The sequence below is a fragment of the Mangrovicella endophytica genome, assembly GCF_002893625.1.
Taxonomy (GTDB): Bacteria; Pseudomonadota; Alphaproteobacteria; order Rhizobiales; family Rhizobiaceae; genus Mangrovicella; species Mangrovicella endophytica.
In genome coordinates this window covers 1-23,848 of the sequence record NZ_PKMZ01000020.1, presented here as the reverse complement: position 1 = coordinate 23,848, position 23,848 = coordinate 1, and the positions used below count along the sequence as shown (strand labels likewise).

Below are 23,848 nucleotides of genomic sequence, written 5' to 3'. Positions count from 1 at the left end.
GCGACGTCTTCCCATGGTCAACGTGACCAATCGTTCCAATGTTGACGTGCGGCTTCGTCCGCTCGAATTTACCCTTGGCCATCTTGCCACTCCATTGTCTCTAGCAAGGCTCCGGAGAGCCGAATAACGACCGCCTGTCGCGAAAGCGTCAGGCGTACTTCTTCTGGATCTCGTCCGCGACCTGGTTCGGGACCTGCTCGTAGTGATCGAACTGCATCGTGTACTGGGCACGGCCCTGAGACATCGAACGCAGCGTGTTCACATAGCCGAACATGTTGGCGAGCGGCACCATGGCGTTGACCACGGTGGCTATGCCACGGGCTTCGGTGCCCTGGATCTGGCCACGCCGCGAGTTCAGGTCGCCGATGACGTCGCCGACATAATCCTCAGGCGTCACGACCTCGACCTTCATGATCGGCTCGAGCAGCTTCGGACCCGCCTTCTGAATGGCTTCGCGGAAACCGGCACGCGCGGCGATCTCGAAGGCCAGCACCGAGGAGTCGACGTCGTGATAGGCGCCGTCGATGAGCTCGGCCTGGATGTCGACCATCGGGAAGCCGGCCAGCGGACCGGAGGACAGCACGGACTGGATGCCCTTCTGGACGCCCGGCACGTATTCCTTCGGAACCGAACCACCGACGATCTTCGACTCGAACTTGAAGCCCTCGCCGGCCTCGGAAGGTGCGAACACCATCTTGACGCGGGCGAACTGGCCCGTGCCGCCGGTCTGCTTCTTGTGCGTGTAGTCGACCTCGGCGCGGCGCGTGATCGTCTCGCGATACGCCACCTGCGGGGCGCCGATATTCGCCTCCACCTTGAACTCGCGCTTCATGCGGTCGACGATGATGTCGAGATGAAGCTCGCCCATGCCGGCGATGATCGTCTGGCCGGACTCCTCGTCCGTCTTGACGCGGAAGGACGGATCCTCGGCAGCCAGACGGTTGAGCGCGAGGCCCATCTTCTCCTGGTCGCCCTTGGTCTTCGGCTCGATCGCGATCTCGATGACCGGCTCGGGGAACTCCATGCGCTCCAGGATGACCGGCTTCAGCGGATCGCAGAGCGTGTCGCCCGTGGTCGACTCCTTGAGGCCCGCCAGTGCGACAATGTCGCCGGCAAAGGCCTCGTCGATGTCGTCACGCGAGTTGGAGTGCATCTGCAGCATGCGGCCGATGCGCTCGCGCTTGCCCTTCACCGTGTTCTCCAGCGACACGCCCTTGGTGAGCTTGCCGGAGTAGATGCGGCAGAAGGTGAGCGAGCCGACGAACGGGTCGTTCATGATCTTGAAGGCGAGCATCGCCAGCGGCTCGTCGTCGGACGACTTGCGCTCGGTCTCAGCTTCGGTCTTCGGATCGATGCCCTTGATCGCAGGAACTTCGACCGGCGACGGCAGGAACTCGACGACGGCGTCAAGGAGCGGCTGCACGCCCTTGTTCTTGAAGGCCGAGCCGCAGAGAACCGGCGTGAAATAGACCTCGCAGGTGCCCTTGCGGATCAGCTTACGCAGCTGCTCGTTGTCGGGCATCGTGCCTTCGAGATAGGCCTCGGTCGCAGCCTCGTCGATCTCGACGGCGGCCTCGATCATCTTCTCGCGGTATTCCTCGGCCTGCGCCTGCAGGTCGGCCGGGATCTCCACGACGTCCCACTTGGCGCCGAGCGTCTCGTCTCGCCAGATGAGCGCCTTCATCTCGATAAGGTCGATGACGCCCTTGAACTCGTTCTCGGCGCCGACCGGCAGCTGAACGACGACGGCACGCGCACCGAGACGGCTCTTGACCATCTCGACGCAGCGGAAGAAGTCCGCACCCGTCTTGTCCATCTTGTTGACGAAGATCATGCGCGGGACGTGATACTTGTCCGCCTGGCGCCACACGGTCTCGGTCTGCGGCTCCACGCCGGCATTGGCGTCGAGCAGCGCGATGGCGCCGTCGAGCACGCGCAGCGAACGCTCCACCTCGATGGTGAAGTCGACGTGGCCCGGCGTATCGATGATGTTGAAGCGACGCTTCTTGCCGTCACGACCTTCCCAGAAGGTGGTCGTCGCGGCGGACGTGATGGTGATGCCGCGCTCCTGCTCCTGCTCCATCCAGTCCATCGTCGCGGCGCCGTCATGGACTTCGCCGATCTTGTGGGACTTCCCGGTGTAGAAGAGGATGCGCTCGGTCGTCGTGGTCTTGCCGGCATCGATGTGGGCCATGATGCCGAAATTGCGGTAGTCTTCGATCTTATATTCGCGGGCCATGGGACGACGCCTTTCGATCCGGAATTTCGATTACCAGCGGTAGTGCGAGAAGGCGCGGTTGGCTTCCGCCATCCGGTGCGTGTCCTCGCGCTTCTTCACCGCGGTGCCTCGGTTGTTGGCGGCGTCCATCAGCTCGCCCGACAGACGATCGACCATTGTGGTCTCGTTGCGGTTACGGGCGGCCGTGATCAGCCAGCGGATGGCCAGAGCCTGACGACGCTCCGGACGAACGTCGACCGGAACCTGGTAGGTTGCACCGCCAACGCGGCGGGAGCGAACCTCGACATGCGGCGCGATGTTGTCGAGCGCCTGATGGAAGATCGCCAGGCTGTCCTGCCGAGTCTTGACCTGAACGGCGTCGAACGCACCGTAGACGATGCGCTCGGCGATCGACTTCTTGCCGTCATACATGACGGCGTTCATGAACTTGGTGACGACGAGATCGCCGAACTTCGGGTCCGGGTTAATCTCACGCTTTTCGGCACGATGGCGACGGGACATGGTGACGTCTCTTTATCTCTGGGCGTCGAACGGGCGGCTTACTTCGGACGCTTCGCGCCGTACTTCGAACGGCGCTGCCTGCGGTCCTTGACGCCCTGCGTGTCGAGCACGCCGCGGATGATGTGGTAGCGAACGCCCGGAAGATCCTTCACGCGGCCGCCGCGGATCATCACCACGGAGTGCTCCTGAAGGTTGTGACCCTCACCGGGAATGTAGCCGATCACCTCGTAGCCGTTGACGAGGCGGACCTTGGCGACCTTACGCAGAGCCGAGTTCGGCTTCTTCGGGGTCGTGGTGTAGACGCGGGTGCAGACGCCGCGCTTCTGCGGGTTCGCCTCGAGCGCCGGAACCGTGTTGCGCTCGCTCGGGCGGACACGCGGCTTCCGGATCAGCTGGTTGATGGTCGGCATTCCAACCTTCCTTTTTCTTCTCTAACGCGGCTCAAGACGAGACATCAACGAATCCGCGGACGGATCATTGCCATGCGCCAAACCGGGCATCGATCCACTGCAATAGTGGATGCCCGGAACGAAGCAGAGGACCGGTCTCGGTCATGCGGCCAGCGATGTGATGTCTCGTTGAACGAAGCCTTGTTTGAGGCGCCAAGCTCCCGGACGCGGCGTCCACGGGAAGATTCGGCCTCACATCGGCTCTGTTGGCGGGTATCTAACGATTCCGTTTCCCTCCGTCAACCCGCGATGGCCGGTGCAAGGTTGACGGGAGGCAAACGCATGGCTCGACATGCAAAGGCCGCCCGGAGGCGGCCTTCGATCATCCACTTTGCTTAAGTCGCCGCAGCTTATTCGGCTGCGCTCGACATGTCCGACAGCATGCGATCGCTCTCCACCGCATTCGACGACTTGCGCCGATCCTCGATGATCAGCTCGTCGCGAGCGCTGGCGATGCGTCGAACCTGCGTCATGGTACCGCCGGTGCCCGCCGGGATGAGACGTCCGACGATGACGTTCTCCTTCAGGCCCTGCAGCATATCCATCTTGCCGGCGACCGCCGCCTCGGTGAGGACGCGGGTGGTCTCCTGGAAGGACGCCGCCGAGATGAAGGACGGCGTCTGCAGCGATGCCTTGGTGATGCCAAGCAGCACCGGGTTGCCGGATGCGGGCTTCTTGCCCTCTTCCGCGAGACGCTCGTTCAGCTCCGCCAGCTCGATCCGGTCGACATGGTCGCCCGGAATGTAGCCGGAGTCGCCGGACTCGACGATCTCGATCTTCTGCAGCATCTGCCGGACGATCACCTCGATATGCTTGTCGTTGATGACGACGCCCTGGAGCCGGTAGACTTCCTGGATCTCGTTGACGAGGTAGCTCGCGAGAGCCTCCACGCCGCGGATGGCCAGGATGTCGTGCGGCGCCGGATTGCCGTCGAGGATGTAGTCGCCCTTCTCGATGACGTCGCCTTCCTGGAGGTGGAACGGCTTGCCCTTCGGGATCAGGTATTCGACCGGCTCGACGCCCTCCTCATGCGGCTCGATGACGATGCGACGCTTGTTCTTGTAGTCGCGACCGAACCGCACCGTGCCGTCGATCTCCGCGATGACCGCGTTGTCCTTCGGACGACGGGCCTCGAAGAGCTCGGCGACGCGCGGCAGACCGCCGGTGATGTCCTTGGTCTTGGCGCTTTCCATCGGGATACGGGACAGAACGTCGCCGGCCTTCACCCGCGCGCCCGGCTCCACCGACAGGATGGCGTCCACCGACATCAGGTAGCGGGCTTCCGAACCACGCGACAGCTTGGAGATCGAGCCGTCGTCGCCCTTGATGACGATCGCCGGCTTGAGGTCCTGACCACGCGGGCTTGCCCGCCAGTCGATGACCGCACGCTTGGTGATGCCGGTCGACTCGTCGGTCTGCTCGGACACCGAGATGCCCTCGACCATGTCCTCGAAGCCGATCGTGCCGTCGAGCTCGGTGAGAACCGGACGGGTGTACGGATCCCACTCTGCGATACGCTGACCACGGCGCACCGTATCACCGTCATCGACGAAGATGCGGCTGCCGTAGGTGACGCGGTGCGAGGCGCGCTCCTTGCCGTTCTGATCGAGGATCAGCACGGCCATGTTGCGGCCCATCGCGACGAGACGCCCTTCGGAGTCGCGCACGACGTTACGGTTGCGGATCTGCACCGTGCCCTCGTAGGACGCCTCGAGGAACGAGGTGTCCACCACCTGGGCCGTTCCGCCCATGTGGAAGGTGCGCATGGTGAGCTGGGTTCCAGGCTCGCCGATCGACTGGGCCGCGATGACGCCGACGGCTTCGCCCATGTTGACGGGCGTTCCGCGGGCCAGATCCCGGCCGTAGCAGGTGGCGCAGATACCGGTGCGGACCTCGCAGGTCAGCGCCGAGCGGATCTTCACCGACTGGATGCCGGCCTTCTCGATCACCTCGATGTCGCGCTCCTCGATGGTGACGCCGCCAGCGACGATCACCTCGCCGCTCGTCGGATGGAGGATGTCCTCCAGCGCCGTGCGGCCGAGAATGCGCTGGCCGAGCGTGGCCACCACCTGACCGGCGTCGACGATGGGCTGCATCGTCAGGCCGTTCGGGGTGCCGCAGTCGGTCTGCGTGATGATGCAGTCCTGCGCCACGTCGACGAGGCGGCGGGTCAGATAGCCCGAGTTCGCCGTCTTCAAGGCGGTGTCGGCAAGGCCCTTACGGGCACCGTGCGTCGAGTTGAAGTACTCGAGAACGGTCAGACCTTCCTTGAAGTTCGAGATGATCGGCGTCTCGATGATCTCGCCCGACGGCTTGGTCATCAGGCCGCGCATGGCCGCCAGCTGGCGCATCTGGGTCGGCGACCCGCGCGCGCCGGAGTGCGACATCATGTAGATCGAGTTCATCGGCTTCTGACGGCCGCTTTCCTTGTCGAACTCGACCGCCTTGATGCGGCCCATCATCTCGTCGGCGATCTTGTCCGTGCACTTGGCCCAGGCGTCGACGACCTTGTTGTACTTCTCGCCCTGGGTGATCAGGCCGTCATTGTACTGCTGCTCGTACTCCTTCGCGAGCGCCTGCGTCTCGGAGATCAGCTTGGGCTTGGTCTCCGGGATCAGCATGTCGTCCTTGCCGAACGAGATGCCGGCCATGCAGGCGTGCTTGAAGCCCAGCTGCATGATGCGGTCGCAGAAGATCACCGTGTCCTTCTGACCGCAGTGGCGATAGACCTGATCGATGAGCCGCGAGATGTTCTTCTTCGTCATCAGATCGTTGGCGATGTCGAAGGGGATCTTGTGGCTCTTCGGCAGGAGCTGCGCGATGAGCATGCGGCCAGGCGTCGTCTCGTAGATCTTCGAGACCGGCTTGCCGTTCTCGTCGACCGTCTTGAAGCGACCCTTGATCTTGGTGTGCAGCGTCACCGCCTTGGTGAACAGCGCCTGCTCCATCTCGCCGATGTCGGAGAAGGCCATGCCCTGCCCCGGCTCGTTCTCGTTCATGATCGAGAGGTAGTAGAGGCCGAGCACCATGTCCTGCGACGGCACGATGATCGGCGCGCCGTTCGCGGGATGCAGGATGTTGTTGGTCGACATCATCAGGACGCGCGCTTCGAGCTGCGCCTCGATGGACAGCGGCACGTGCACCGCCATCTGGTCGCCGTCGAAGTCTGCATTGAAGGCCGTGCAGACCAGCGGATGCAGCTGGATCGCCTTGCCCTCGATCAGCACCGGCTCGAAGGCCTGGATGCCGAGGCGGTGCAGCGTCGGGGCGCGGTTCAAGAGCACCGGATGCTCGCGGATAACCTCGTCGAGGATATCCCAGACCTCCGGACGCTCCTTCTCCACCAGCTTCTTGGCCTGCTTGACCGTCGAGGAATAGCCCTTGGCGTCCAGCCGCGCATAGATGAACGGCTTGAACAGCTCGAGCGCCATCTTCTTCGGCAGGCCGCACTGGTGCAGCTTCAGCTCCGGACCCGTCACGATGACCGAGCGGCCGGAATAGTCGACGCGCTTGCCGAGGAGGTTCTGGCGGAAGCGACCCTGCTTGCCCTTCAGCATGTCGGACAGCGACTTCAGCGGACGCTTGTTGGCGCCCGTGATGACGCGGCCGCGACGGCCGTTGTCGAACAGCGCGTCGACCGCCTCCTGAAGCATGCGCTTCTCGTTGCGGATGATGATGCCCGGCGCGCGCAGCTCGATCAGCCGCTTCAGGCGGTTGTTGCGGTTGATGACGCGGCGATAGAGGTCGTTGAGGTCGGACGTCGCAAAGCGGCCACCATCCAGCGGCACCAGCGGACGCAGGTCCGGCGGGATCACCGGCACGACGCGCATGATCATCCACTCCGGCTTGTTGCCGGATTCCAGGAAGTTCTCAACGATCTTGAGACGCTTCATGTACTTCTTGGTCTTGAGCTCGGAGGTCGTCTCCGCCAGCTCCGACCGAAGGTCGCCTGCGATCTTCTCGAGGTCCATGGAGCCGAGCAGCTCCTGGATCGCCTCGGCGCCGATCAGCGCCGTGAAGCTGTCCTCGCCATACTCGTCGACGGCGATCATGTACTCTTCCTCGGTGAGGAGCTGGTGCTCCTTCAGCGCGGTGAGGCCAGGCTCGGTGACGATGTAGTTCTCGAAATAGAGGACGCGCTCGATGTCCTTCAGCGTCATGTCGAGCAGCGTTCCAATGCGGCTCGGCAGCGACTTCAGGAACCAGATATGGGCGACCGGCGCGGCGAGCTCGATATGGCCCATGCGCTCGCGACGCACGCGCGAGAGGGTGACCTCGACGCCGCACTTCTCGCAGATGATGCCCTTGTACTTCATGCGCTTGTACTTGCCGCACAAGCACTCGTAGTCCTTGATCGGACCAAAGATGCGGGCGCAGAACAGGCCGTCGCGCTCCGGCTTGAAGGTACGGTAGTTGATGGTCTCCGGCTTCTTGATCTCGCCGAACGACCACGACAGGATCTTTTCCGGGCTCGCGAGCGAGATCCGGATGCTATCGAACGTCTGAGCCTGCACCTGAGGATTGAAGATATTCATGACCTCTTGGTTCATGGTGCTCTCTCCTTCTGGGGTCTCGGCCCCGGGGCGCGGCAGAGCCGGCCACTGAATACGTCATGATCGGCGGGACCGGCGCCGGTGAGGCGCCGATCCAGAGGCCGCGCACGAAGCGCGGCCTTGAATGCGGTCTTACTCGGCCGCGTCCGGCAGGCTTTCCACCGGCTGCGGCTCCGCGGCCGTGTTCGACAGGTCGACGTCGAGGCCGAGCGAGCGCATCTCCTTGACGAGAACGTTGAAGCTCTCGGGGATGCCGGACTCGAAGGCGTCGTCGCCGCGAACGATCGACTCATAGACCTTGGTGCGTCCGGCGACGTCGTCCGACTTCACCGTCAGCATTTCCTGCAGCGTGTAGGCGGCGCCGTAGGCTTCCAGCGCCCAGACCTCCATCTCGCCGAAGCGCTGGCCGCCGAACTGCGCCTTACCACCCAGCGGCTGCTGGGTAACGAGGGAGTACGGACCGATCGACCGGGCGTGGATCTTGTCGTCCACGAGGTGATGCAGCTTCAGCATATAGATGTAGCCGACCGTCACCTGCCGATCGAACGGCTCGCCGGTGCGCCCGTCATAGAGCGTCACCTGCCCCGATCCGTTCAGCCCGGCCTTCTCCAGCATCTCGACGATGTCGTGCTCGACCGCGCCGTCGAAGACCGGCGTCGCGATGGAGACGCCCTTCTTCATCTGCTTGGCCAGCGTGAGGACGCTGTCGTCGTCGTAGGTCTTCACCGGTTCGTTGCGGTCGTTGTCACCCAGCAATCCGGCGATTTCCTGACGGAGCGGCTGAATATCGTGCGACTGCTGGTAAGCCTCCAGCATCTCGCCGATCTTCCGCCCCATGCCCGCACAGGCCCAGCCGAGGTGTGTCTCGAGGATTTGCCCGACATTCATGCGGCTCGGCACGCCGAGCGGATTGAGCACGATGTCGACATGCGTGCCGTCCTCGTTGAACGGCATGTCCTCGACCGGCACGATGCGCGAGACGACGCCCTTGTTGCCATGGCGTCCGGCCATCTTGTCGCCCGGCTGGATCTTGCGCTTCACAGCGACGAAGACCTTCACCTGCTTCATGACGCCCGGGGGCAGCTCGTCACCGCGCTGCACCTTCTCGACCTTGTCCATGAAGCGCTGCTCGAGCGTCTTCTTGGACTCGTCGTACTGGTTGCGCAGAGCCTCCAGCTCGCCCTGCAGACGCTCGTCCTCGACGGCGAACATCCACCACTGCGAACGCGGATACTCCTGCATCACCTCGGGCGACAGCGCGCCGCCCTTCTTGAAGCTCTTCGGCCCGGCGATCGCCGTCTTGCCGTTCAGCATGTCGACGAGGCGGCCATAGACATTGCGGTCCAGGATCGCCTGCTCGTCGTCGCGGTCCTTGGCGAGACGCTCGATCTCCTCGCGCTCGATCGCCATCGCACGCTCGTCCTTTTCGACGCCGTGACGATTGAAGACGCGCACCTCGACGACCGTGCCGTAGGTTCCGGGCGGCATGCGCATGGAGGTGTCACGCACGTCCGACGCCTTCTCGCCGAAGATGGCGCGGAGCAGCTTCTCCTCCGGCGTCATCGGGCTTTCGCCCTTCGGCGTGATCTTGCCGACCAGGATGTCGCCTGGCTGCACTTCCGCGCCGATATAGACGATACCGGCCTCGTCGAGGTTCTTCAGCGCCTCTTCCGACACGTTCGGAATGTCGCGCGTGATCTCCTCGGGTCCGAGCTTGGTATCGCGCGCCATGACCTCGAACTCCTCGATATGAATCGAGGTGAAGACGTCGTCGGCGACGATGCGCTCGGACAGGAGGATGGAGTCCTCGTAGTTGTAGCCGTTCCACGGCATGAACGCGACGAGCACGTTGCGGCCGAGGGCGAGATCGCCGAGATCCGTCGACGGGCCGTCCGCGATGATGTCGCCCTTGCGCACCCTGTCACCCACCGCCACCAGCGGACGCTGGTTGATGCAGGTGTTCTGGTTGGAGCGCTGGAACTTCATCAGACGGTAGATGTCGACGCCGGACTTGCCGGCCTCGAGGTCCTCCGTGGCGCGGATGACGATACGGGTCGCGTCGACCTGGTCGACGATGCCCGTCCGCCGTGCGCCGATCGCCGCGCCGGAGTCGCGCGCCACCACCGGCTCCATGCCGGTGCCGACGAACGGCGCCTCGGCCCGCACCAGCGGCACCGCCTGGCGCTGCATGTTGGAGCCCATCAGCGCGCGGTTGGCGTCGTCGTTCTCAAGGAACGGGATCAGCGCCGCGGCGACCGAGACCAGCTGCTTCGGCGAGACGTCCATAAGATCGACGTTCTCGCGCGGCGTCATGAAGACGTCGCCCTGATGGCGGCAGATGATGAACTCGTTCTGGAACGTGAAGTCGTCGTTCAGCACCGCATTCGCCTGCGCGACGTGGTGCTTGGACTCCTCCATGGCCGAGAGGTAGACGACCTCCTGAGTCACCTTGCCGTCGATGACGCGCCGATACGGGCTTTCGATGAAGCCGTATTTGTTGACACGAGCAAACGTCGCCAAGCTGTTGATAAGACCGATGTTCGGGCCTTCCGGCGTTTCGATCGGGCAGATGCGGCCGTAATGCGTCGGATGCACGTCGCGCACCTCGAAGCCGGCCCGCTCGCGGGTCAGGCCGCCAGGTCCGAGCGCCGAGAGACGACGCTTGTGCGTGATCTCCGACAGCGGGTTCGTCTGGTCCATGAACTGCGACAGCTGCGAGGATCCGAAGAACTCGCGCACCGCTGCGGCCGCCGGCTTGGCGTTGATCAGGTCCTGCGGCATGACGGTGTCGATTTCGACCGACGACATGCGCTCCTTGATCGCCCGCTCCATGCGGAGCAGGCCGAGGCGGTACTGGTTCTCCATCAGCTCGCCGACAGAGCGCACCCGGCGGTTGCCGAGATTGTCGATGTCGTCGATCTCGCCCTTGCCGTCACGCAGGTCGACCAGCGTCTTCACCACGGCAAGGATGTCCTCCTTACGCAGCACGCGGACCGTGTCCTCGGCATTGACGTCCAGACGCATGTTCATCTTGACGCGACCAACGGCCGAAAGGTCGTAGCGGTCGGCGTCGAAGAACAGCGACTTGAACATCGCCTCGCCGGTTTCCATCGTCGGCGGCTCGCCGGGACGCATGACGCGGTAGATGTCGAAGAGCGCGTCCTGACGGCTCTCGTTCTTGTCGGCGGCGAGCGTGTTGCGGATGTAGGCGCCGACATTGACGTGGTCGATGTCGAGAGCCGAGATCTCGTCGTAGCCGGCGTCCAGGAGGACCTTGAGGGTCTTCTCGTCGATCTCGTCGCCAGCCTCGAGATAGACCTCGCCCGTCTGGTAGTTGACGATGTCCTCGGCGAGGTAGTTGCCGTAGAGATCCTCTTCGGTGGCGCGGAGAGCCTTGACGCCCTTCTCCTTCAGCTGACGGGCCTGACGGGCCGTCACCTTCTTGCCGGCCTCGACGAGCACTTCGCCCGAGTCGGCATCGACGAGATCGGCAACGGCGTTCTGGCCGCGCACGCGCTCCACCGAGAACGGCATGCGCCAGCCGTTCTTGTCCTTCTCGAACTTGATGACGTTGTAGAAGGTCGAGAGGATCTCCTCGCCGTCCATGCCGAGCGCCATCAGGAGACTCGTCACCGGGATCTTACGACGGCGGTCGATACGCGCATAAACGACGTCCTTGGCATCGAACTCGATGTCGAGCCAGGAGCCGCGATACGGGATCACGCGGGCTGCGAAGAGCAGCTTGCCGGAGGAGTGCGACTTGCCCTTGTCATGGTCGAAGAAGACGCCCGGCGAGCGGTGCATCTGCGAAACGATGACGCGCTCGGTGCCGTTGACGATGAAGGTGCCGTTCATCGTCATGAGCGGCATGTCGCCCATGTAGACGTCCTGCTCCTTGATGTCCTTGATGGACTTGGAGCCGGTATCCGGATCGACATCGAACACGATGAGGCGCAGCGTCACCTTCAGCGGCGCCGCAAAGGTCAGGTCGCGCTGGCGGCACTCGTCGACATCGAACTTCGGCGCCTCGAACTCGTACTTGACGAATTCGAGCATCGACTGTCCGGAGAAGTCGGAGATCGGGAAGACGGACTTGAAGACGGCCTGCAGACCTTCGTCCGGACGCCCGCCCTTCGGCTCGTCGACCATGAGGAACTGGTCGTAAGAGGCCTTCTGGACCTCGATCAGGTTCGGCATCTCCGCGACTTCGGGGATCGACCCGAAGAATTTGCGCACCCGCCTGCGACCGCTAAACGTCGTCGTCTGAGACATCGTCGCTCCTTCATCATGACATCGCCCCCTTGGCCGGAGGGCTTCAACACCACGCTCTCCGAAGAGAGCACCGGGGGTCCGCCGCAGACGCCCGGTCAAACATCAGCCGCCGGATCGTCGGTCCGCGTCTTCGAACGGCTTGCCAGCCGTTGGAACACGCGCACGTTCAGTCATCGGCGACGGACCGGACCGCCCTTCGGGCGCCCGATCCGCAACTCCCTGGCGGGAGCACGGAAGGCGGAACGGCCGAAAGCCGTCCCGCCCCGCAGTTCTGGCTGTAAACGCGAAGCCCGCGCTTACTTGACGTCGACCTTGGCGCCAGCCTTCTCGAGCTGGTCCTTGATCTTGGCGGCCTCGTCCTTCGAGACGCCTTCCTTGACCGGCTTCGGAGCGCCGTCGACGAGGTCCTTGGCTTCCTTGAGCCCGAGGCCCGTGATCGCACGGACTTCCTTGATGACGTTGATCTTCTGAGCGCCGGCTTCGGCGAGGATCACGTCGAACTCGGTCTTCTCTTCCTCGACGGGAGCAGCGGCACCAGCGCCACCGGCAGCCGCGACGGCAACCGGAGCAGCGGCGGAAACGCCCCACTTCTCTTCGAGCATCTTCGACAGCTCGGCCGCCTCGAGGACGGTCAGCGCCGACAGGTCTTCAACGATCTTGGCGAGATCAGCCATTGTAGTCTTCCTTCAGGTTCGAAATTGAGAACATGCAGCGAGGAACCATCCTCACGCCGCTTCGTCCTTCTTGGCATAGGCTCCAAAGACGCGTGCGAGCTGAGCCGCAGGCGCCTGAACGACAGCTGCGATGCGGGTGGCCGGCGTGCTGATCATGCCGACGAGCCTGGCTCGCAGTTCGTCCAGAGAAGGCATGGTGGCGAGAGCCTTCACACCTTCCGCGTTGAGAGCTGTGGTCCCCATCGCTCCGCCGAGGATGACGAGCTTGTCGTTCCCCTTGGCGAAGTCGTTGGCGACACGCGGAGCCGCGATCGGGTCGCTGGAATAAGCGACCAGGGTCTGACCTTCGAACAGGTCAGCGATCTTTTCGGCGTCCGTGCCTTGAAGAGCGATTTTGGCGAGACGGTTCTTCGCGACTTTGACGGTGCCTCCCGAAGCACGCATCTTCGACCGGAGGTCGTTGATCTGCGCCACGGTGAGACCGGCATAGTGGGCCACCACGATCGCGCCCGAGCCCTTGAAGGACTCGTGCAGCTCCGTGACGAACTCGCGTTTTTCCGCTCTGTCCACTGCCTCTCTCCATTTGGCGAGACGTTCTTGCGAACGCATCGCCGGTTGCCTTTAGCCGCCCGGCCAAAGCCGGACGACGCTCGGAGATCCTGTCCCCTTGGCGTGTCCGTGGCTCATGGAACCAGCGGACGGCTCAAGGCATTCAGAGGTTCGAACCGAAGGATCCGGCTGGGCCGGAGAATTCGGGACTTCCCCGTCTCATGCGGGCTTTCTGATGATTATGACCGGAGCCTCTCGGCTTCGGTCGCCCACAATCTCGGACAGGCATGCGCGGGAGCCGAAGCCCCCTGTCCGGACCCGAAGGTCCGTGTTCTTGGAATGGCGAACGGCTGATATAGGCTCGCCGTCCGCCAAATGTAAGGTCAGGCGTTCGCCTGCTGAACCGAAGCCGGATCGATCTTGACGCCGGGGCCCATCGTCGAGCTCAGTGCGATCTTCTGCACGTAGTTGCCCTTGGCACCCGTCGGCTTGGCCTTCTGCACCGCGTCCGCGAACGCGCGGATGTTCTCGGCCAGAGCATCGGCGGCGAAGCTCGCCTTGCCGACGCCGGCATGCACGATGCCGGCCTTCTCGACGCGGAACTCGACGGCGCCGCCCTTGGACGCCTTGACGGCGGCCGTGACGTCCGGCGTTACGGTGCCGACGCGCGGGTTCGGCATCAGGCCGCGGGGGCCCAGAACCTTACCCAGACGACCGACGAGACCCATCATGTCCGGGGTCGCGATGGCGCGGTCGAAGTCGATCGTGCCGCCCTGGACCTGCTCGACGAGATCCTCGGCACCGACGATGTCGGCGCCAGCGGCACGGGCTTCATCCGCCTTGTCGCCGCGCGCGAAGACCGCGACGCGGACGGTGCGGCCGGTGCCGTTCGGCAGGTTGACGACGCCGCGGACCATCTGGTCGGCGTGGCGCGGATCGACACCGAGATTCATCGCGATCTCGATCGTCTCGTCGAACTTTGCCGTCGCGCGCTCTTTGAGGAGGCTGACGGCGTCCGTCAGAGCGTAGAGCTTGTCGCGATCGATGCCTTCGCGGGCGCTGCGGATGCGCTTGCCAATCTTAGCCATCGTCTCAGCCTTCCACCGTCAGACCCATGGAACGGGCGGAGCCCTCGACCATCAGCATGGCCGCTTCCACATCGTTCGCGTTCAGGTCCTTCAGCTTCTTCTCCGCGATGTCGCGCACCTGGTCGCGCGTCACCGAGCCAGCCACCACCTTGCCCGGCTCCTTCGAGCCCGACTTCAGGTTTGCAGCCTTCTTGAGGAAGTAGCTGACCGGAGGAGTCTTCATCTGGAAGGTGAAGCTCTTGTCCTGGAAATAGGTGATCACCACCGGAACCGGCGACCCCTTCTCCATCTCCTGGGTCTGCGCGTTGAACGCCTTGCAGAACTCCATGATGTTGATGCCACGCTGACCAAGCGCCGGACCGATCGGCGGCGACGGAGTCGCCGAACCGGCCGAGACCTGCAGCTTGAGCTGGCCCATGACCTTTTTAGCCATTCGTGTCTGCCTTTGTTGTCACGCCGGCCGAAGCCGGCTCACTGGCCGCAAGGCGGCCGTTGCAGCCCATGCGGTGCGGCGCTTCCGGCCGGCTTCAGCCGGCGCGCCTCCCGCATGGCGTTGTGGCGACCTCTAGGGTCGCCATTCGATCAGACCTTTTCGACCTGACCGAATTCGAGATCCACAGGGGTCGCACGGCCGAAGATCGACACCTCGACCTTCAGGCGCGCACGCTCCTGATCCACCTCCTGAACGACGCCGTTGAAGGAGGCGAACGGACCGTCCGATACGCGCACGTTCTCGCCGATATCGAAGATGATCGAGGGCTTCGGCCGCTCGACGCCATCCTGAACCTGGTTCAGGATGTGGAGCGCCTCATGCTCGGAAATCGGCACCGGCCGGTTGTCGGGCCCCAGGAAGCCCGTCACCTTCGGCGTGTTCTTGATCATGGAGAAGACCTGGTCGGTCAGCTCCGCCTTCACCAGCACATAGCCCGGGAAGAACTTGCGCTCGGCATCGACCTTGCGGCCGCGACGCACTTCGACGACCTTCTCGGTCGGCACGAGGATCTGCTCGAACTTGTCGGAGAGACCCTTCTGTCGGGCCTGCTCCTCGATCGATTCCGCCACCTTCTTCTCGAAATTCGAATAGGCGTGGACGATGTACCAACGGGCAGTCATGCTGAAACCGGAACTCCTGCGCTCAGCGGCCGGCGCTCATGATCAGGCCGACGGCATAGCCGAGCAGCTGATCGGCGACGAAGAAGAAGGCCGCCGCGACGACGACCATCACCACCACCATGACGGTCGAGATCATCGTCTCCCGCCGGCTCGGCCAGGTGACCTTGGCGGTCTCGGCGCGAACCTGCTGAAAGAAGCTGACGGGATTTGTCTTGGTAGCCATACACCGCTCACGGCTTTAGGCGCGTGAGAGCTGTCTGACAGCCCTCCGCGCCACATGCGTTAAACGCTACATAACGACCGATGGAATGATTCACAAGGCCTTGCTTGAGGCTGGCCATCCACAGGTGACGAAATCATGAATGTGGATGGCAGGGGCAACAGGGCTCGAACCTGTGACCTGCGGTTTTGGAGACCGCCGCTCTACCAACTGAGCTATACCCCTTCGCTTGAAGGCGCCTCCGAATAAGCATTCGCGCCGGGCTTGGCAAGCACTATCCGGGGTTCTCCGCCTTCTCCTTTTCCAGGAGCCTGGCTTTGCGGGTCTTCGGCTTCAGCGCGCGCAACGCTGAATCGAAACGGCGCTGCAGCCGCGTCAGTGCAATCAGTCCGTCAATCGCGACATTGGCCGATTCCAGACGCTCCGAGAGGACATCGGATGCGACCAGAGCCACCTCGGCTTCGCTGATGCCGTCGAATCGCCCTGCGATGGCACTGATCGATCCAGCCGGCATTGCTCCCGCGACCTCGATCCGGCCGGTGCGCACCATCAGCCGCTGCACCACCTGTTCGAATGTCCATTCGTGATCGGTGAAGAGCTTCCAGCGGAGGCTGCGCTTGGCCGTGAAGCCGGCGAGCACGACCCGCGTGCCGAGCTCCTGCTCGGCCAGCCACAAAGCCAGGGCAAAGCCGCTCGTGGGTACATGCGTCGCCGGATAGAAGCCGGTGAACCGCTCGACGAGATCGAGATAGCCGACATCGACCGCCCCGAATTCCTGTGCGGGACTGAAGCGCTCGGCATCGCCTGCCTTCAGGTTGAGAATGCCGCGGAAGCCCCGACCGCGCAGCAGCCTCAGAACGTCCTCGACTTCCTTGCGGTAGACGATATTGGCACCCGCCTGGCTACTGCGGGCGACCAGAAGCGAATTGCCTTCAAAGGGTTGCGAGAGAACCTTGTAGACCTTGTTGAAGAAGACGAAGAGCGCCGCGGAGCCGTATTCGCGCCGCAGCGCGGCAACGTCGGCGGCGTCGCTGTTGGCGACGAGCACGATCGCCGGAAAGCCGCGGAAGAAGTCGGCCCACGCCGCATGATCGCTTCCCGTCTGCGACACCGGCAGCGTCATCGTCTCACCCTCTTGGTCATTGGGAGGCAGCGCTCCGGCACCCTGCCCGTCGTCGCGGCGGCGTCAGCGGTCAGGCGGTGGCGTGGCGCTGCGTGACGTGCAGCATGCGATCGCGGGTCGCGAACCACTCGTCGGCATAGTCGTCGTTCTTGTACTCGTCGAAATAGGGGCCGCCATCGGTGTGGTGCACGTTCTTGGCATGCGCGTTGTACTCGTACTCGTTGACGAGCCAGTTCCATTCGCGCGGCAACTCGCCGATGTTCTCGTCGCCGTCGAGCCACTTGAACTGGTGAAGCTGCAGGCCGGTCGCGGTGTTGACGTAATCCGGCGTCAGCGCCCGGCACCTGGCGTTGTTGAACAGGATGACGCTCGACCAGTTCTTCTTCTCGTACTTGGTCTGCGCTTGGCCGAGAAACTTCGTCTCGATCTTCGGCGTGTAGTCGTGCTTGACGACCTGGACGGCATAGCGATCGTCCCGCAACGCCCACAGCTCGGCTATGTCAGTCCGCATCAGCATGTCGCAGTCCATGAACAGGCTCCAGCCCTCGAAGTTGCTGAGCGCCGGAACCAGGAAGCGCGAAAACGAAAACTGCGTCGACTGCAAGGGGTTACGCTCGCGCGTGAAGACGCCTTCGAGGTTGTCGAGGACGATCGGCGAGAAGGCGACGGGCATCGACGACTTTTCGAGGATGCTTTGCGCAAGCACGTGGTAGGCAACGACCTCATTGGTGTCGAAGCCGATGAAGACCCGTGCGACGTCGATGCTCATGAGAACGCTCCACCTTCCTGTACGCCATGGATATGGGCCGTCTTACCGCTGCAGTCCCGGCACCACAACCGCCGCCATCCGGCGAGAAGCGTGGCAGCTGGGTCGTCGCTCCGGCCGCGTGCCTTGCGAGGCCGGGCAACGGCAGCTATGACCCGCCAACCGGTGTCGGTGCATCCGGCAGCCATGGATGGCGGGACATGACCAATCTCCACCGGCGCAAGCGGCTGGTCCTTCTCGACCTCGACGGCGTCATCATCGACTCCCGCCACAACATGGAGCTGGCCTGGACGGGCGTACAGCGCGAGCTCGGGATCAGCATCCCCTTCAGCCGCTACTTCGCCGAGATCGGGCGCCCCTTCGCCGATATCATGGCGCGGATCGGTCTCGCCGATCAGGCTGGGCAGGTCGAGGCGACCTACCGGCGGGTGTCGAGCCAGCAGATCTCGGACGCGCCTTTGTTCGATGGCATCGAAGCGTTCCTGCGGAACGCGGCGCGCACCGGCGTCAAGCTCGGCATCGTCACCTCGAAGGACGGCGCGCGCACCCAGCTCGTGCTTGACCGCATACCGGTGAGCTTTGCCGTCGTCATGACCCCGGGTGGCGGGCTGCGCGGCAAACCAGCGCCCGACCCGCTGCTTTACGCCATGGCCCAGACGAACACCGATCCCGCCGAGACGATCTTCGTCGGCGACATGGATTCGGACGCCGAGGCGGCGCGCCGCGCCGGCCTGGACTATGTCCATGTCGAATGGGGCTATGGCGGAATGCCCGAGTACCGGACGGCATCGGTCGCGACGCCCGCAGATCTGACATCACTCCTTTTCGCTTGAGCGTTCCCATGGCCCCAGTCGCAGTCGCCGTCATCCCCTGCCGCTTCGGCGCGATGCGTTTTCCCGGCAAGCCGCTCGCCGACATCCATGGCAAACCGATGCTGTGGCATGTCTACCAGCAGGCATCGAAGGCGAAGAACATCAGCCGCGTCATCATCGCGACCGACGACGACCGCATCCGCAACACCTGTGAAATCCTCGGCCTCGATGTCGTGATGACGCGCTCCGACCATGTCTCGGGAACCGACCGGGTCGCCGAATGCGCCAGCCGTCTGGAGGGGGACATCTTCGTGAACGTCCAGGGCGACGAGCCGATGATCGATCCGGACGCGATCGATCTCGTGGCCGGCGCGATGCTCGACTGCCGGGACGACCGGATCGTGGCGACCAACGGCTACAATGCCATGCACTCACCCTCCGACGTCATCGACACCAATGTCGTCAAGGTGGTGATGCGCCTCGATGGCCGGGCGCTGGCCTATTCGCGCATGGCCATTCCCTTTCCGAAGGGCGCCGAAGTCCAGTTCAACCGGCAGCTCGGCCTCTATGCCTTCCGGCGCGAGGGCCTGCAGCATTTCTCCGCGCATGAAGCCGGTCCGGTGGAGCGCGCCGAGGGCGTCGAGATGTTCCGCTTCCTTGAGCATGGGTACGATGTGCTGATGGTCGAAACGCCGGCTGACGAAGGCATTCCGGTTGACACGATGAGCGATCTGGAGCGCGTGCGCGCGATGATGAAGCGCAGCACCTGACGCCTGGAACGAGCTGATAGCGCCGCCATGACCGACCTTCCCATGAGCTTCCCGCTCATCGTCGCCCAGCACCGACGCTGGCTGCGGGCGCGCGGCCTCTTGGCGCGACCGTGGCTCATTCTCGGCGCGGCGCCACAGCCAAGCCTACCAGCAGACCGGCCGGCCGATCTGGTGCATGCCTATGTCAAGCTCGCCGGACGCTCCGCCGCCAAGCTCGGGCTGCCGCCGGCCGACCTCACCTTCCTGCCGCGCAAGGTGTCGGGACCGGCTCTCGATGGTCTGACGCTCGGCAACGTTCTGTGGATGGGCCGCGGCCTCACCTTCGCCACCAAGCTGCGGCGCCTCGTCGGCCATACGCGCTCGGCCGAATGCGACATGACAAACGGCGACCGCGACCGCTACATCCTGCGTACGCTCGGCTCGCTCTTTGCCGGCGAAGGCAACGATGCGCGCCCCTCCAACGGCGTCGCGCTGGTCTGCTTCGCCATCGCGGTCGGCGTCCCCCGCATCATCGTCGCAGGCATCTCGCTGGAATCCGACGGCTACGAGTATGATCCGGCCGCACGAACGCGGCGCCACGTCCCGCAGGACCGCGCGGCGCTGCGCGAGATTGCCAAACGCTATCCGCAGGTCGTCACCACCGAACCGGGGCTCCATCGTCTAACGGGCCTGCCGCTGCTCGCAAGCTGATCCACAGGTTGCAGCGCGCGACGTCCGTCAGCCCGCAGCCTGATCCACCAGCTTGATCAGCCGCGGCGCGTAGCGTCGCATCACCGTGCCGTCGGCAATCTCCCTCGGATGCCACTGCGCATAGGCGACGTCGCTGAAGATGCGAAAACGATCGGGATGCGGCGGTGTCTCGATGGCGTCCAGCGATCCCGGACAGTAGCGCCAGACGATGTTTCGGTCCGACAGCGCGATCACTGGTACGCCAGCCAGCAGCGCGTCGAGCGAGAAGCTCGAGGAGTGGCAGCACACCACATGGGCTTCGGAGAGATAGCGCGGGTCGATATTGGCTGTGTGCGGCGCCACCGTCAGTCCGGCAACCGCCTTCAGCCTATCCGTCAGTTGCTTGAAGTCGTCGGTCCGCATGCCGGGATGGCCGCGGAAGACGATCGGCCGGTCGGTCCGGCTGCGGATGTCGCTGGCCGTTCGTACGAGCCAGTCGCTGAGATCGATGCCGCCGAGCGAGGCATCACCGGGAGTCTGACCGATCAAGAGTACGTGCCGCCCGCCTTGCCTATAAGGCGCCAACGTCAGCCCCAACTCGCGCGCCAGCATCTCCCACCGATCCGAGGGCGAGCCCTCGTTCAAGAGCTCCGCAGTGTCAGGGAAGATGCCGTTGATGCCGAAGCGGTAGTAGGAGTGATCAAAGTCGGCGATGCGGGCGTTCTTGCGCAGGAGGCGCGAGAAGAAGGCCGGCCGCGGGATGTTCTTGCGCCCGAGGAAGCCGATCTCGCAGCGCAGGACCGGGCCGCGATGGTTGCGGTCGATATCCGCTCGCAGGTCCTGCCGCTCGGTCACGGCATTCTTCGCCGATCCGAAATAGACGGCGATGTCGCAGTCCTCGTAGCGCAAGCCCTCAAAGGTCTTGAACGACAGACCTTCGATGGGTGTCGAGGCCAGCCCCTGCAAGAGACCGCCCTGGCGCGTGGCCGCGAAAAGGCCGACGATCTTCTCAGGTGATGCCATGATCGATCCTGCCGCCCTCATTGCCCGGCCGCGGCTGCCAGAGGCGAAGACCGAGATCGGCGGCAAGCTCCGGCTCGCTTGTGGCGACGCGTGGGTCTGCCGCGAGCTTCGACAGAACGAAGCGGTCCTCCGGAACCTGCATCCGTGGTCGCGACAGCGTGTCGAAGGAGTGCCCTTCCCGGCTGAAGGAAAAGCCGGCGAGTACGATCTCCGGCACGCCCATGAAGAGGCCGTAGCAGAGGCCGGCAATCCCCGTCGAAGGCTTTCCGAGATCGCCAATCCCGCGCAGTTCCTCGCCGACGTGGTGGTAGACAATCGACTCGCGCTCGTCGGGGGTCATGCTGATCAGCGTTCCGACACGGGCGCGCCTTTGCCGGAGCAGTTTCCAACGGAGCCGTAGCCGCGTGCGCGGGCTGTACCAGAGGAGGACGCGGGTCTGAAGCTCCGGATGCACCTCCCAGGATTCCACCGGACGGCGGATCGTCAGATCGGCCTCGCCCCAGCCGTTACGCAGCGCCGTCAGCCCGGAATTGTTGACATCGACCCGCGCATGGCTCTGCCGCAGCTCAGCCGGCAGCGTCGGGTCCGGCGCGCCGCCGAGAATGACCCAGGGGCGCCGCAGAAGCCCCTGCCCATCGAGGACCGGACGGTGAAGGGCTGCGATATCAGCGATGGGGCGCATCAACGCTCCTGCCGCAGCTGGCGAAGGCTTGAGCGGATCGTTGCGGCGATCATCTCCGCCGGCGCCTCATAATTGTAGGGATAGGGGTTGAGGCTGCCGGTGAAGCGCCGCGTCAGCCGGAGCGTCTCCTGAAGGTCGTGGTGGAACCACTCGAACTTCTCCAGCCGCTCGCCCGGGATGGCTTTCAGATCGCAGCTGTAGACGGGCTTGCCCGACATCAGCGCCTCGCAATGCATGGTCACCGTATCCTTGCCGATGATGAAGGCGTCGGCCGCCGCCAGATAGTCGAGGTAGGGGTTGTCGCCCGTCCGGTCCCAGACATGCAGGTTCGGATTCTCGATCTGCAGCAGGGTCGCCAAGAGTTCCGGCCGGCTGCGCCGCGATGTCGAGACGAACACTTTCCAACCGCTATCGGCGAGAGTCTCGGCGGACCGACGGAGATCGGCGATGGTGCCTTGGTCATAGTCGTAGGCGCCGTTCGGCCCCCCGAGCAGCATCGCGACGACAGGCTGGCCGACATCCTCCGGCAGCAGACGGGCGCGGGCGGCGGGCCGGCGGTCCTGCAGGCCAGCGCGTGTGACCCGGTGCGGCACCCCGATCATCTCGTGATACTGCGTCCCGTCGAGGCGCGGTTGTTGCCAGTCATGGCGAGACACGAAGGCAAGATCGTAGACGGCACGAGACTGTGGCTGCGGCGGCTGCAGATGCACCGTCAGCGGCCGCCCGCCGAAGCGCTCCTTGATGCGGGCGACATGCCGTTCGGCAAACCAGCCGCAGGAGATGATGACGTCGGGCTCGGGCCGCTTCGTTGCCCGGTAGGGCGAGAAAAGCCCCCTGCGCCATCGCGGCAGACGCCCGATCTTCAGGACGACGGGAGCGTCGGTCAGATGAGCCGCGACGCCGAGGCACTGCGTCAGCGTACCAGCCTTTTCTTCGCTGACGGTCCAGACTCGCACGCAATGTCTCCGAAGCGCTCCTGCGCAGAGGAACGAATATGTCTTATGCTGGATGTCCTACTGACAGCAGGTGCAGGCCGTCAAACGCCGCCCGCCGTCTTGATGAACACCGCCATGCGCCTTGCGCGATCCCGGACCTGGTAATGCGTATCATCTCGCTGACGACGATCCCGCCGCGCTTTTCGGTCATCCAGCCAACCCTTCTGAGCCTGCTCCGGCAGCGTACCGCCATGGACGAGATCCGGCTGTATGTGCCGCGTCGGTACCGGCGCTTTCCGGACTATGACGGAGCGGCTCCGCAGGTGCCGGAGGGAATCAGCGTCATCAGGACGGATGACGATCTGGGTCCGGCCTCGAAAGTGCTGTTCGCCGTACGAGACTTTGCCGGCACCGACGCCAGCATCCTCTTCTGCGACGATGACCGTCTGTTTCGCAGCGACTGGGCGGGAGGCCTGTTCGAGGCACAGGCTGAGCGGCCGGACGAATGCGTCGCGCTGCTGGGCAAGACGCTGAAGGGCCCGAGGCAGTCGGCGATCGAGCCGCGAGCGATACGCCGTGGCCGCTCCATCGATGCCGAGTACCGCCTGAGGCAGATCCGCTCGCTGATCAAAGGCGCGCTCTCCCGCAGCCCCGTCGAACCCGAGACGCGGCGCAAGATCAGGTCAGCCGGCTACGCCGATATTCTGCTCGGGCTTGGCGGCGTCGTCGTGCGCCCGCATTTCTTCGACGATGTGGCCTATCAGATACCCGACGTCTGCTGGGGCGTCGACGACGTCTGGCTGTCCGGGATGCTGGCGCGGCGCGGCATTCGCATCTGGCTGCCGCAGGACCTGCAGAAGCCGGCGGCAGCCGACGCAGGCGATGTCGATCCGCTCTACAAGTCCGCCGTCGCCGGGCATCGGCGCAGTGAGGCGAATAGCGGCTCGATCCGCTACCTTCAGGAGCACTTCGGGATCTGGCGCTAGCCGAAACGAAAAAGGCGGCCGAGCGCCTGAGCGCTCGACCGCCTTTGCTTGATCCAAGACTGCCGCCCCGTGGGGCAGAACCGGCGCGCCCCTATCACGGGGCGCGCCAGGCTGTCGTCCTTACTCGACGATCGACACGATGCCGGCGCCGCCCGCGCCGGCGGGCGATTGCCCGCTGGCGCTCACTGTGTCAAAGCCGTCGGCGCTTATCGGCACCGACGCCGATCGTCTTACTCGACGATCGACGACACGATGCCGGCGCCGCCCGCGCCGGCGGGCGATTGCCCGTTGGCGCTCACTGTTTCAAAGCCGTCGGCGCTTATCGGCACCGACGCCGATCGTCTTACTCGACGATCGACGACACGATGCCGGCGCCGACGGTACGGCCGCCTTCGCGGATCGCGAAGCGCAGCTTCTCTTCCAT

21 protein-coding genes, 1 tRNA gene and 1 pseudogene are annotated in these 23,848 nt (G+C 64.3%); 4 read left to right on the top strand and 19 right to left on the bottom strand.

The features are described from left to right. The 15 genes and pseudogenes from C0R46_RS20460 to C0R46_RS20390 form a co-directional block, all read right to left on the bottom strand. Nucleotides 1-82 (bottom strand): annotated as a pseudogene (locus C0R46_RS20460) (GTP-binding protein); the annotation flags it as partial. A 66-nt stretch (nt 83-148) separates the two neighbouring features. Next, complete coding sequence (fusA, locus tag C0R46_RS20455) at nt 149-2,239, bottom strand: elongation factor G (RefSeq protein WP_102961531.1); 2,091 nt, start codon at nt 2,237-2,239, stop codon at nt 149-151. Between the two features lie 30 nt (nt 2,240-2,269). Then, nucleotides 2,270-2,740: a 30S ribosomal protein S7 gene (rpsG, locus tag C0R46_RS20450; protein WP_102961530.1), complete on the bottom strand. Its 471-nt coding sequence runs from the start codon at nt 2,738-2,740 to the stop codon at nt 2,270-2,272. A gap of 38 nt (nt 2,741-2,778) precedes the next feature. After that, nucleotides 2,779-3,150, bottom strand: coding sequence for a 30S ribosomal protein S12 (rpsL, locus tag C0R46_RS20445; protein WP_102961529.1), 372 nt, complete (start codon nt 3,148-3,150; stop codon nt 2,779-2,781). 389 nt (nt 3,151-3,539) lie between these two features. Next, nucleotides 3,540-7,739 (bottom strand): DNA-directed RNA polymerase subunit beta', encoded by a 4,200-nt coding sequence (gene rpoC / locus C0R46_RS20440; RefSeq protein WP_102961528.1) that lies wholly within the window; start codon nt 7,737-7,739, stop codon nt 3,540-3,542. Between the two features lie 135 nt (nt 7,740-7,874). After that, nucleotides 7,875-12,014, bottom strand: coding sequence for a DNA-directed RNA polymerase subunit beta (gene rpoB / locus C0R46_RS20435; RefSeq protein ID WP_102961527.1), 4,140 nt, complete (start codon nt 12,012-12,014; stop codon nt 7,875-7,877). A 296-nt stretch (nt 12,015-12,310) separates the two neighbouring features. Next, nucleotides 12,311-12,688: a 50S ribosomal protein L7/L12 gene (gene rplL, locus C0R46_RS20430; RefSeq protein ID WP_102961526.1), complete on the bottom strand. Its 378-nt coding sequence runs from the start codon at nt 12,686-12,688 to the stop codon at nt 12,311-12,313. Between the two features lie 51 nt (nt 12,689-12,739). Further along, the gene (gene rplJ, locus C0R46_RS20425; RefSeq protein WP_102961525.1) at nt 12,740-13,258 is read right to left on the bottom strand and encodes a 50S ribosomal protein L10; all 519 of its coding nucleotides are present in this window, start codon (nt 13,256-13,258) and stop codon (nt 12,740-12,742) included. A gap of 362 nt (nt 13,259-13,620) precedes the next feature. Further along, complete coding sequence (rplA, locus tag C0R46_RS20420; RefSeq protein ID WP_102961524.1) at nt 13,621-14,325, bottom strand: 50S ribosomal protein L1; 705 nt, start codon at nt 14,323-14,325, stop codon at nt 13,621-13,623. 4 nt (nt 14,326-14,329) lie between these two features. Beyond that, complete coding sequence (gene rplK, locus C0R46_RS20415) at nt 14,330-14,758, bottom strand: 50S ribosomal protein L11 (protein ID WP_102961523.1); 429 nt, start codon at nt 14,756-14,758, stop codon at nt 14,330-14,332. Nucleotides 14,759-14,907: 149 nt separating this feature from the next. Next, nucleotides 14,908-15,438 (bottom strand): transcription termination/antitermination protein NusG, encoded by a 531-nt coding sequence (nusG, locus tag C0R46_RS20410; protein ID WP_102961522.1) that lies wholly within the window; start codon nt 15,436-15,438, stop codon nt 14,908-14,910. A gap of 22 nt (nt 15,439-15,460) precedes the next feature. Continuing rightward, on the bottom strand, nt 15,461-15,661 hold the full coding sequence (gene secE, locus C0R46_RS20405; RefSeq protein WP_102961521.1) for a preprotein translocase subunit SecE: 201 nt from the start codon (nt 15,659-15,661) through the stop codon (nt 15,461-15,463). A 146-nt stretch (nt 15,662-15,807) separates the two neighbouring features. Further along, a tRNA-Trp gene (locus C0R46_RS20400) sits at nt 15,808-15,883 on the bottom strand. 49 nt (nt 15,884-15,932) lie between these two features. Then, nucleotides 15,933-16,781 (bottom strand): 3-deoxy-manno-octulosonate cytidylyltransferase, encoded by an 849-nt coding sequence (locus C0R46_RS20395; protein WP_102961520.1) that lies wholly within the window; start codon nt 16,779-16,781, stop codon nt 15,933-15,935. Nucleotides 16,782-16,851: 70 nt separating this feature from the next. Continuing rightward, entirely contained in the window at nt 16,852-17,550 is a 699-nt protein-coding gene (locus C0R46_RS20390) for a glycosyltransferase family protein (RefSeq protein WP_102961519.1), read from the bottom strand. A gap of 197 nt (nt 17,551-17,747) precedes the next feature. Here C0R46_RS20390 and C0R46_RS20385 point away from each other — a divergent pair, with 197 nt between their 5' ends. Genes C0R46_RS20385 through C0R46_RS20375 form a run of 3 tightly spaced genes read left to right on the top strand, consistent with a single transcriptional unit; the run spans nt 17,748 to nt 19,819 of the window. After that, a complete protein-coding gene (locus C0R46_RS20385; protein ID WP_157944713.1) occupies nt 17,748-18,380 on the top strand; it encodes an HAD family hydrolase in 633 nt (210 codons plus the stop codon). Nucleotides 18,381-18,388: 8 nt separating this feature from the next. Continuing rightward, nucleotides 18,389-19,129: a 3-deoxy-manno-octulosonate cytidylyltransferase gene (locus tag C0R46_RS20380; protein WP_102961517.1), complete on the top strand. Its 741-nt coding sequence runs from the start codon at nt 18,389-18,391 to the stop codon at nt 19,127-19,129. 27 nt (nt 19,130-19,156) lie between these two features. After that, entirely contained in the window at nt 19,157-19,819 is a 663-nt protein-coding gene (locus tag C0R46_RS20375; protein ID WP_102961516.1) for a hypothetical protein, read from the top strand. Nucleotides 19,820-19,846: 27 nt separating this feature from the next. Here the strand turns inward: C0R46_RS20375 and C0R46_RS20370 are convergent, their stop codons facing one another. Genes C0R46_RS20370 through C0R46_RS20360 form a run of 3 tightly spaced genes read right to left on the bottom strand, consistent with a single transcriptional unit; the run spans nt 19,847 to nt 22,459 of the window. Next, nucleotides 19,847-20,821 carry a hypothetical protein gene (locus C0R46_RS20370; protein ID WP_102961515.1) on the bottom strand — a complete coding sequence of 325 codons (975 nt, stop codon included), beginning with the start codon at nt 20,819-20,821 and terminating at the stop codon, nt 19,847-19,849. Further along, nucleotides 20,808-21,503 carry a hypothetical protein gene (locus C0R46_RS20365; RefSeq protein WP_102961514.1) on the bottom strand — a complete coding sequence of 232 codons (696 nt, stop codon included), beginning with the start codon at nt 21,501-21,503 and terminating at the stop codon, nt 20,808-20,810. The genes C0R46_RS20370 and C0R46_RS20365 overlap by 14 nt, the downstream gene beginning before the upstream one ends. After that, nucleotides 21,503-22,459: an ELM1/GtrOC1 family putative glycosyltransferase gene (locus tag C0R46_RS20360; protein ID WP_157944712.1), complete on the bottom strand. Its 957-nt coding sequence runs from the start codon at nt 22,457-22,459 to the stop codon at nt 21,503-21,505. The genes C0R46_RS20365 and C0R46_RS20360 overlap by 1 nt, the downstream gene beginning before the upstream one ends. Nucleotides 22,460-22,602: 143 nt before the next feature. Here C0R46_RS20360 and C0R46_RS20355 point away from each other — a divergent pair, with 143 nt between their 5' ends. Continuing rightward, on the top strand, nt 22,603-23,424 hold the full coding sequence (locus C0R46_RS20355; RefSeq protein ID WP_102961512.1) for a glycosyltransferase: 822 nt from the start codon (nt 22,603-22,605) through the stop codon (nt 23,422-23,424). 343 nt (nt 23,425-23,767) lie between these two features. Here the strand turns inward: C0R46_RS20355 and C0R46_RS20350 are convergent. Next, on the bottom strand, nt 23,768-23,848 hold an 81-nt coding region (locus C0R46_RS20350), incomplete at its 5' end, for an EF-Tu C-terminal domain-related protein (protein ID WP_082490844.1).

What these genes read in the sequence shown, in the direction of transcription:
- fusA (WP_102961531.1), bottom strand. Translation starts at nt 2,239, where the DNA reads ATGGCCCGCGAATATAAGATCGAAGACTACCGCAATTTCGGCATCATG.
- rpsG (WP_102961530.1), bottom strand. Translation starts at nt 2,740, where the DNA reads ATGTCCCGTCGCCATCGTGCCGAAAAGCGTGAGATTAACCCGGACCCG.
- rpsL (WP_102961529.1), bottom strand. Translation starts at nt 3,150, where the DNA reads ATGCCGACCATCAACCAGCTGATCCGGAAGCCGCGTGTCCGCCCGAGC.
- rpoC (WP_102961528.1), bottom strand. Translation starts at nt 7,739, where the DNA reads ATGAACCAAGAGGTCATGAATATCTTCAATCCTCAGGTGCAGGCTCAG.
- rpoB (WP_102961527.1), bottom strand. Translation starts at nt 12,014, where the DNA reads ATGTCTCAGACGACGACGTTTAGCGGTCGCAGGCGGGTGCGCAAATTC.
- rplL (WP_102961526.1), bottom strand. Translation starts at nt 12,688, where the DNA reads ATGGCTGATCTCGCCAAGATCGTTGAAGACCTGTCGGCGCTGACCGTC.
- rplA (WP_102961524.1), bottom strand. Translation starts at nt 14,325, where the DNA reads ATGGCTAAGATTGGCAAGCGCATCCGCAGCGCCCGCGAAGGCATCGAT.
- rplK (WP_102961523.1), bottom strand. Translation starts at nt 14,758, where the DNA reads ATGGCTAAAAAGGTCATGGGCCAGCTCAAGCTGCAGGTCTCGGCCGGT.
- nusG (WP_102961522.1), bottom strand. Translation starts at nt 15,438, where the DNA reads ATGACTGCCCGTTGGTACATCGTCCACGCCTATTCGAATTTCGAGAAG.
- secE (WP_102961521.1), bottom strand. Translation starts at nt 15,661, where the DNA reads ATGGCTACCAAGACAAATCCCGTCAGCTTCTTTCAGCAGGTTCGCGCC.
- C0R46_RS20395 (WP_102961520.1), bottom strand. Translation starts at nt 16,781, where the DNA reads ATGACGCTGCCGGTGTCGCAGACGGGAAGCGATCATGCGGCGTGGGCC.
- C0R46_RS20390 (WP_102961519.1), bottom strand. Translation starts at nt 17,550, where the DNA reads ATGAGCATCGACGTCGCACGGGTCTTCATCGGCTTCGACACCAATGAG.
- C0R46_RS20385 (WP_157944713.1), top strand. Translation starts at nt 17,748, where the DNA reads ATGACCAATCTCCACCGGCGCAAGCGGCTGGTCCTTCTCGACCTCGAC.
- C0R46_RS20380 (WP_102961517.1), top strand. Translation starts at nt 18,389, where the DNA reads ATGGCCCCAGTCGCAGTCGCCGTCATCCCCTGCCGCTTCGGCGCGATG.
- C0R46_RS20375 (WP_102961516.1), top strand. Translation starts at nt 19,157, where the DNA reads ATGACCGACCTTCCCATGAGCTTCCCGCTCATCGTCGCCCAGCACCGA.
- C0R46_RS20370 (WP_102961515.1), bottom strand. Translation starts at nt 20,821, where the DNA reads ATGGCATCACCTGAGAAGATCGTCGGCCTTTTCGCGGCCACGCGCCAG.
- C0R46_RS20365 (WP_102961514.1), bottom strand. Translation starts at nt 21,503, where the DNA reads ATGCGCCCCATCGCTGATATCGCAGCCCTTCACCGTCCGGTCCTCGAT.
- C0R46_RS20355 (WP_102961512.1), top strand. Translation starts at nt 22,603, where the DNA reads ATGCGTATCATCTCGCTGACGACGATCCCGCCGCGCTTTTCGGTCATC.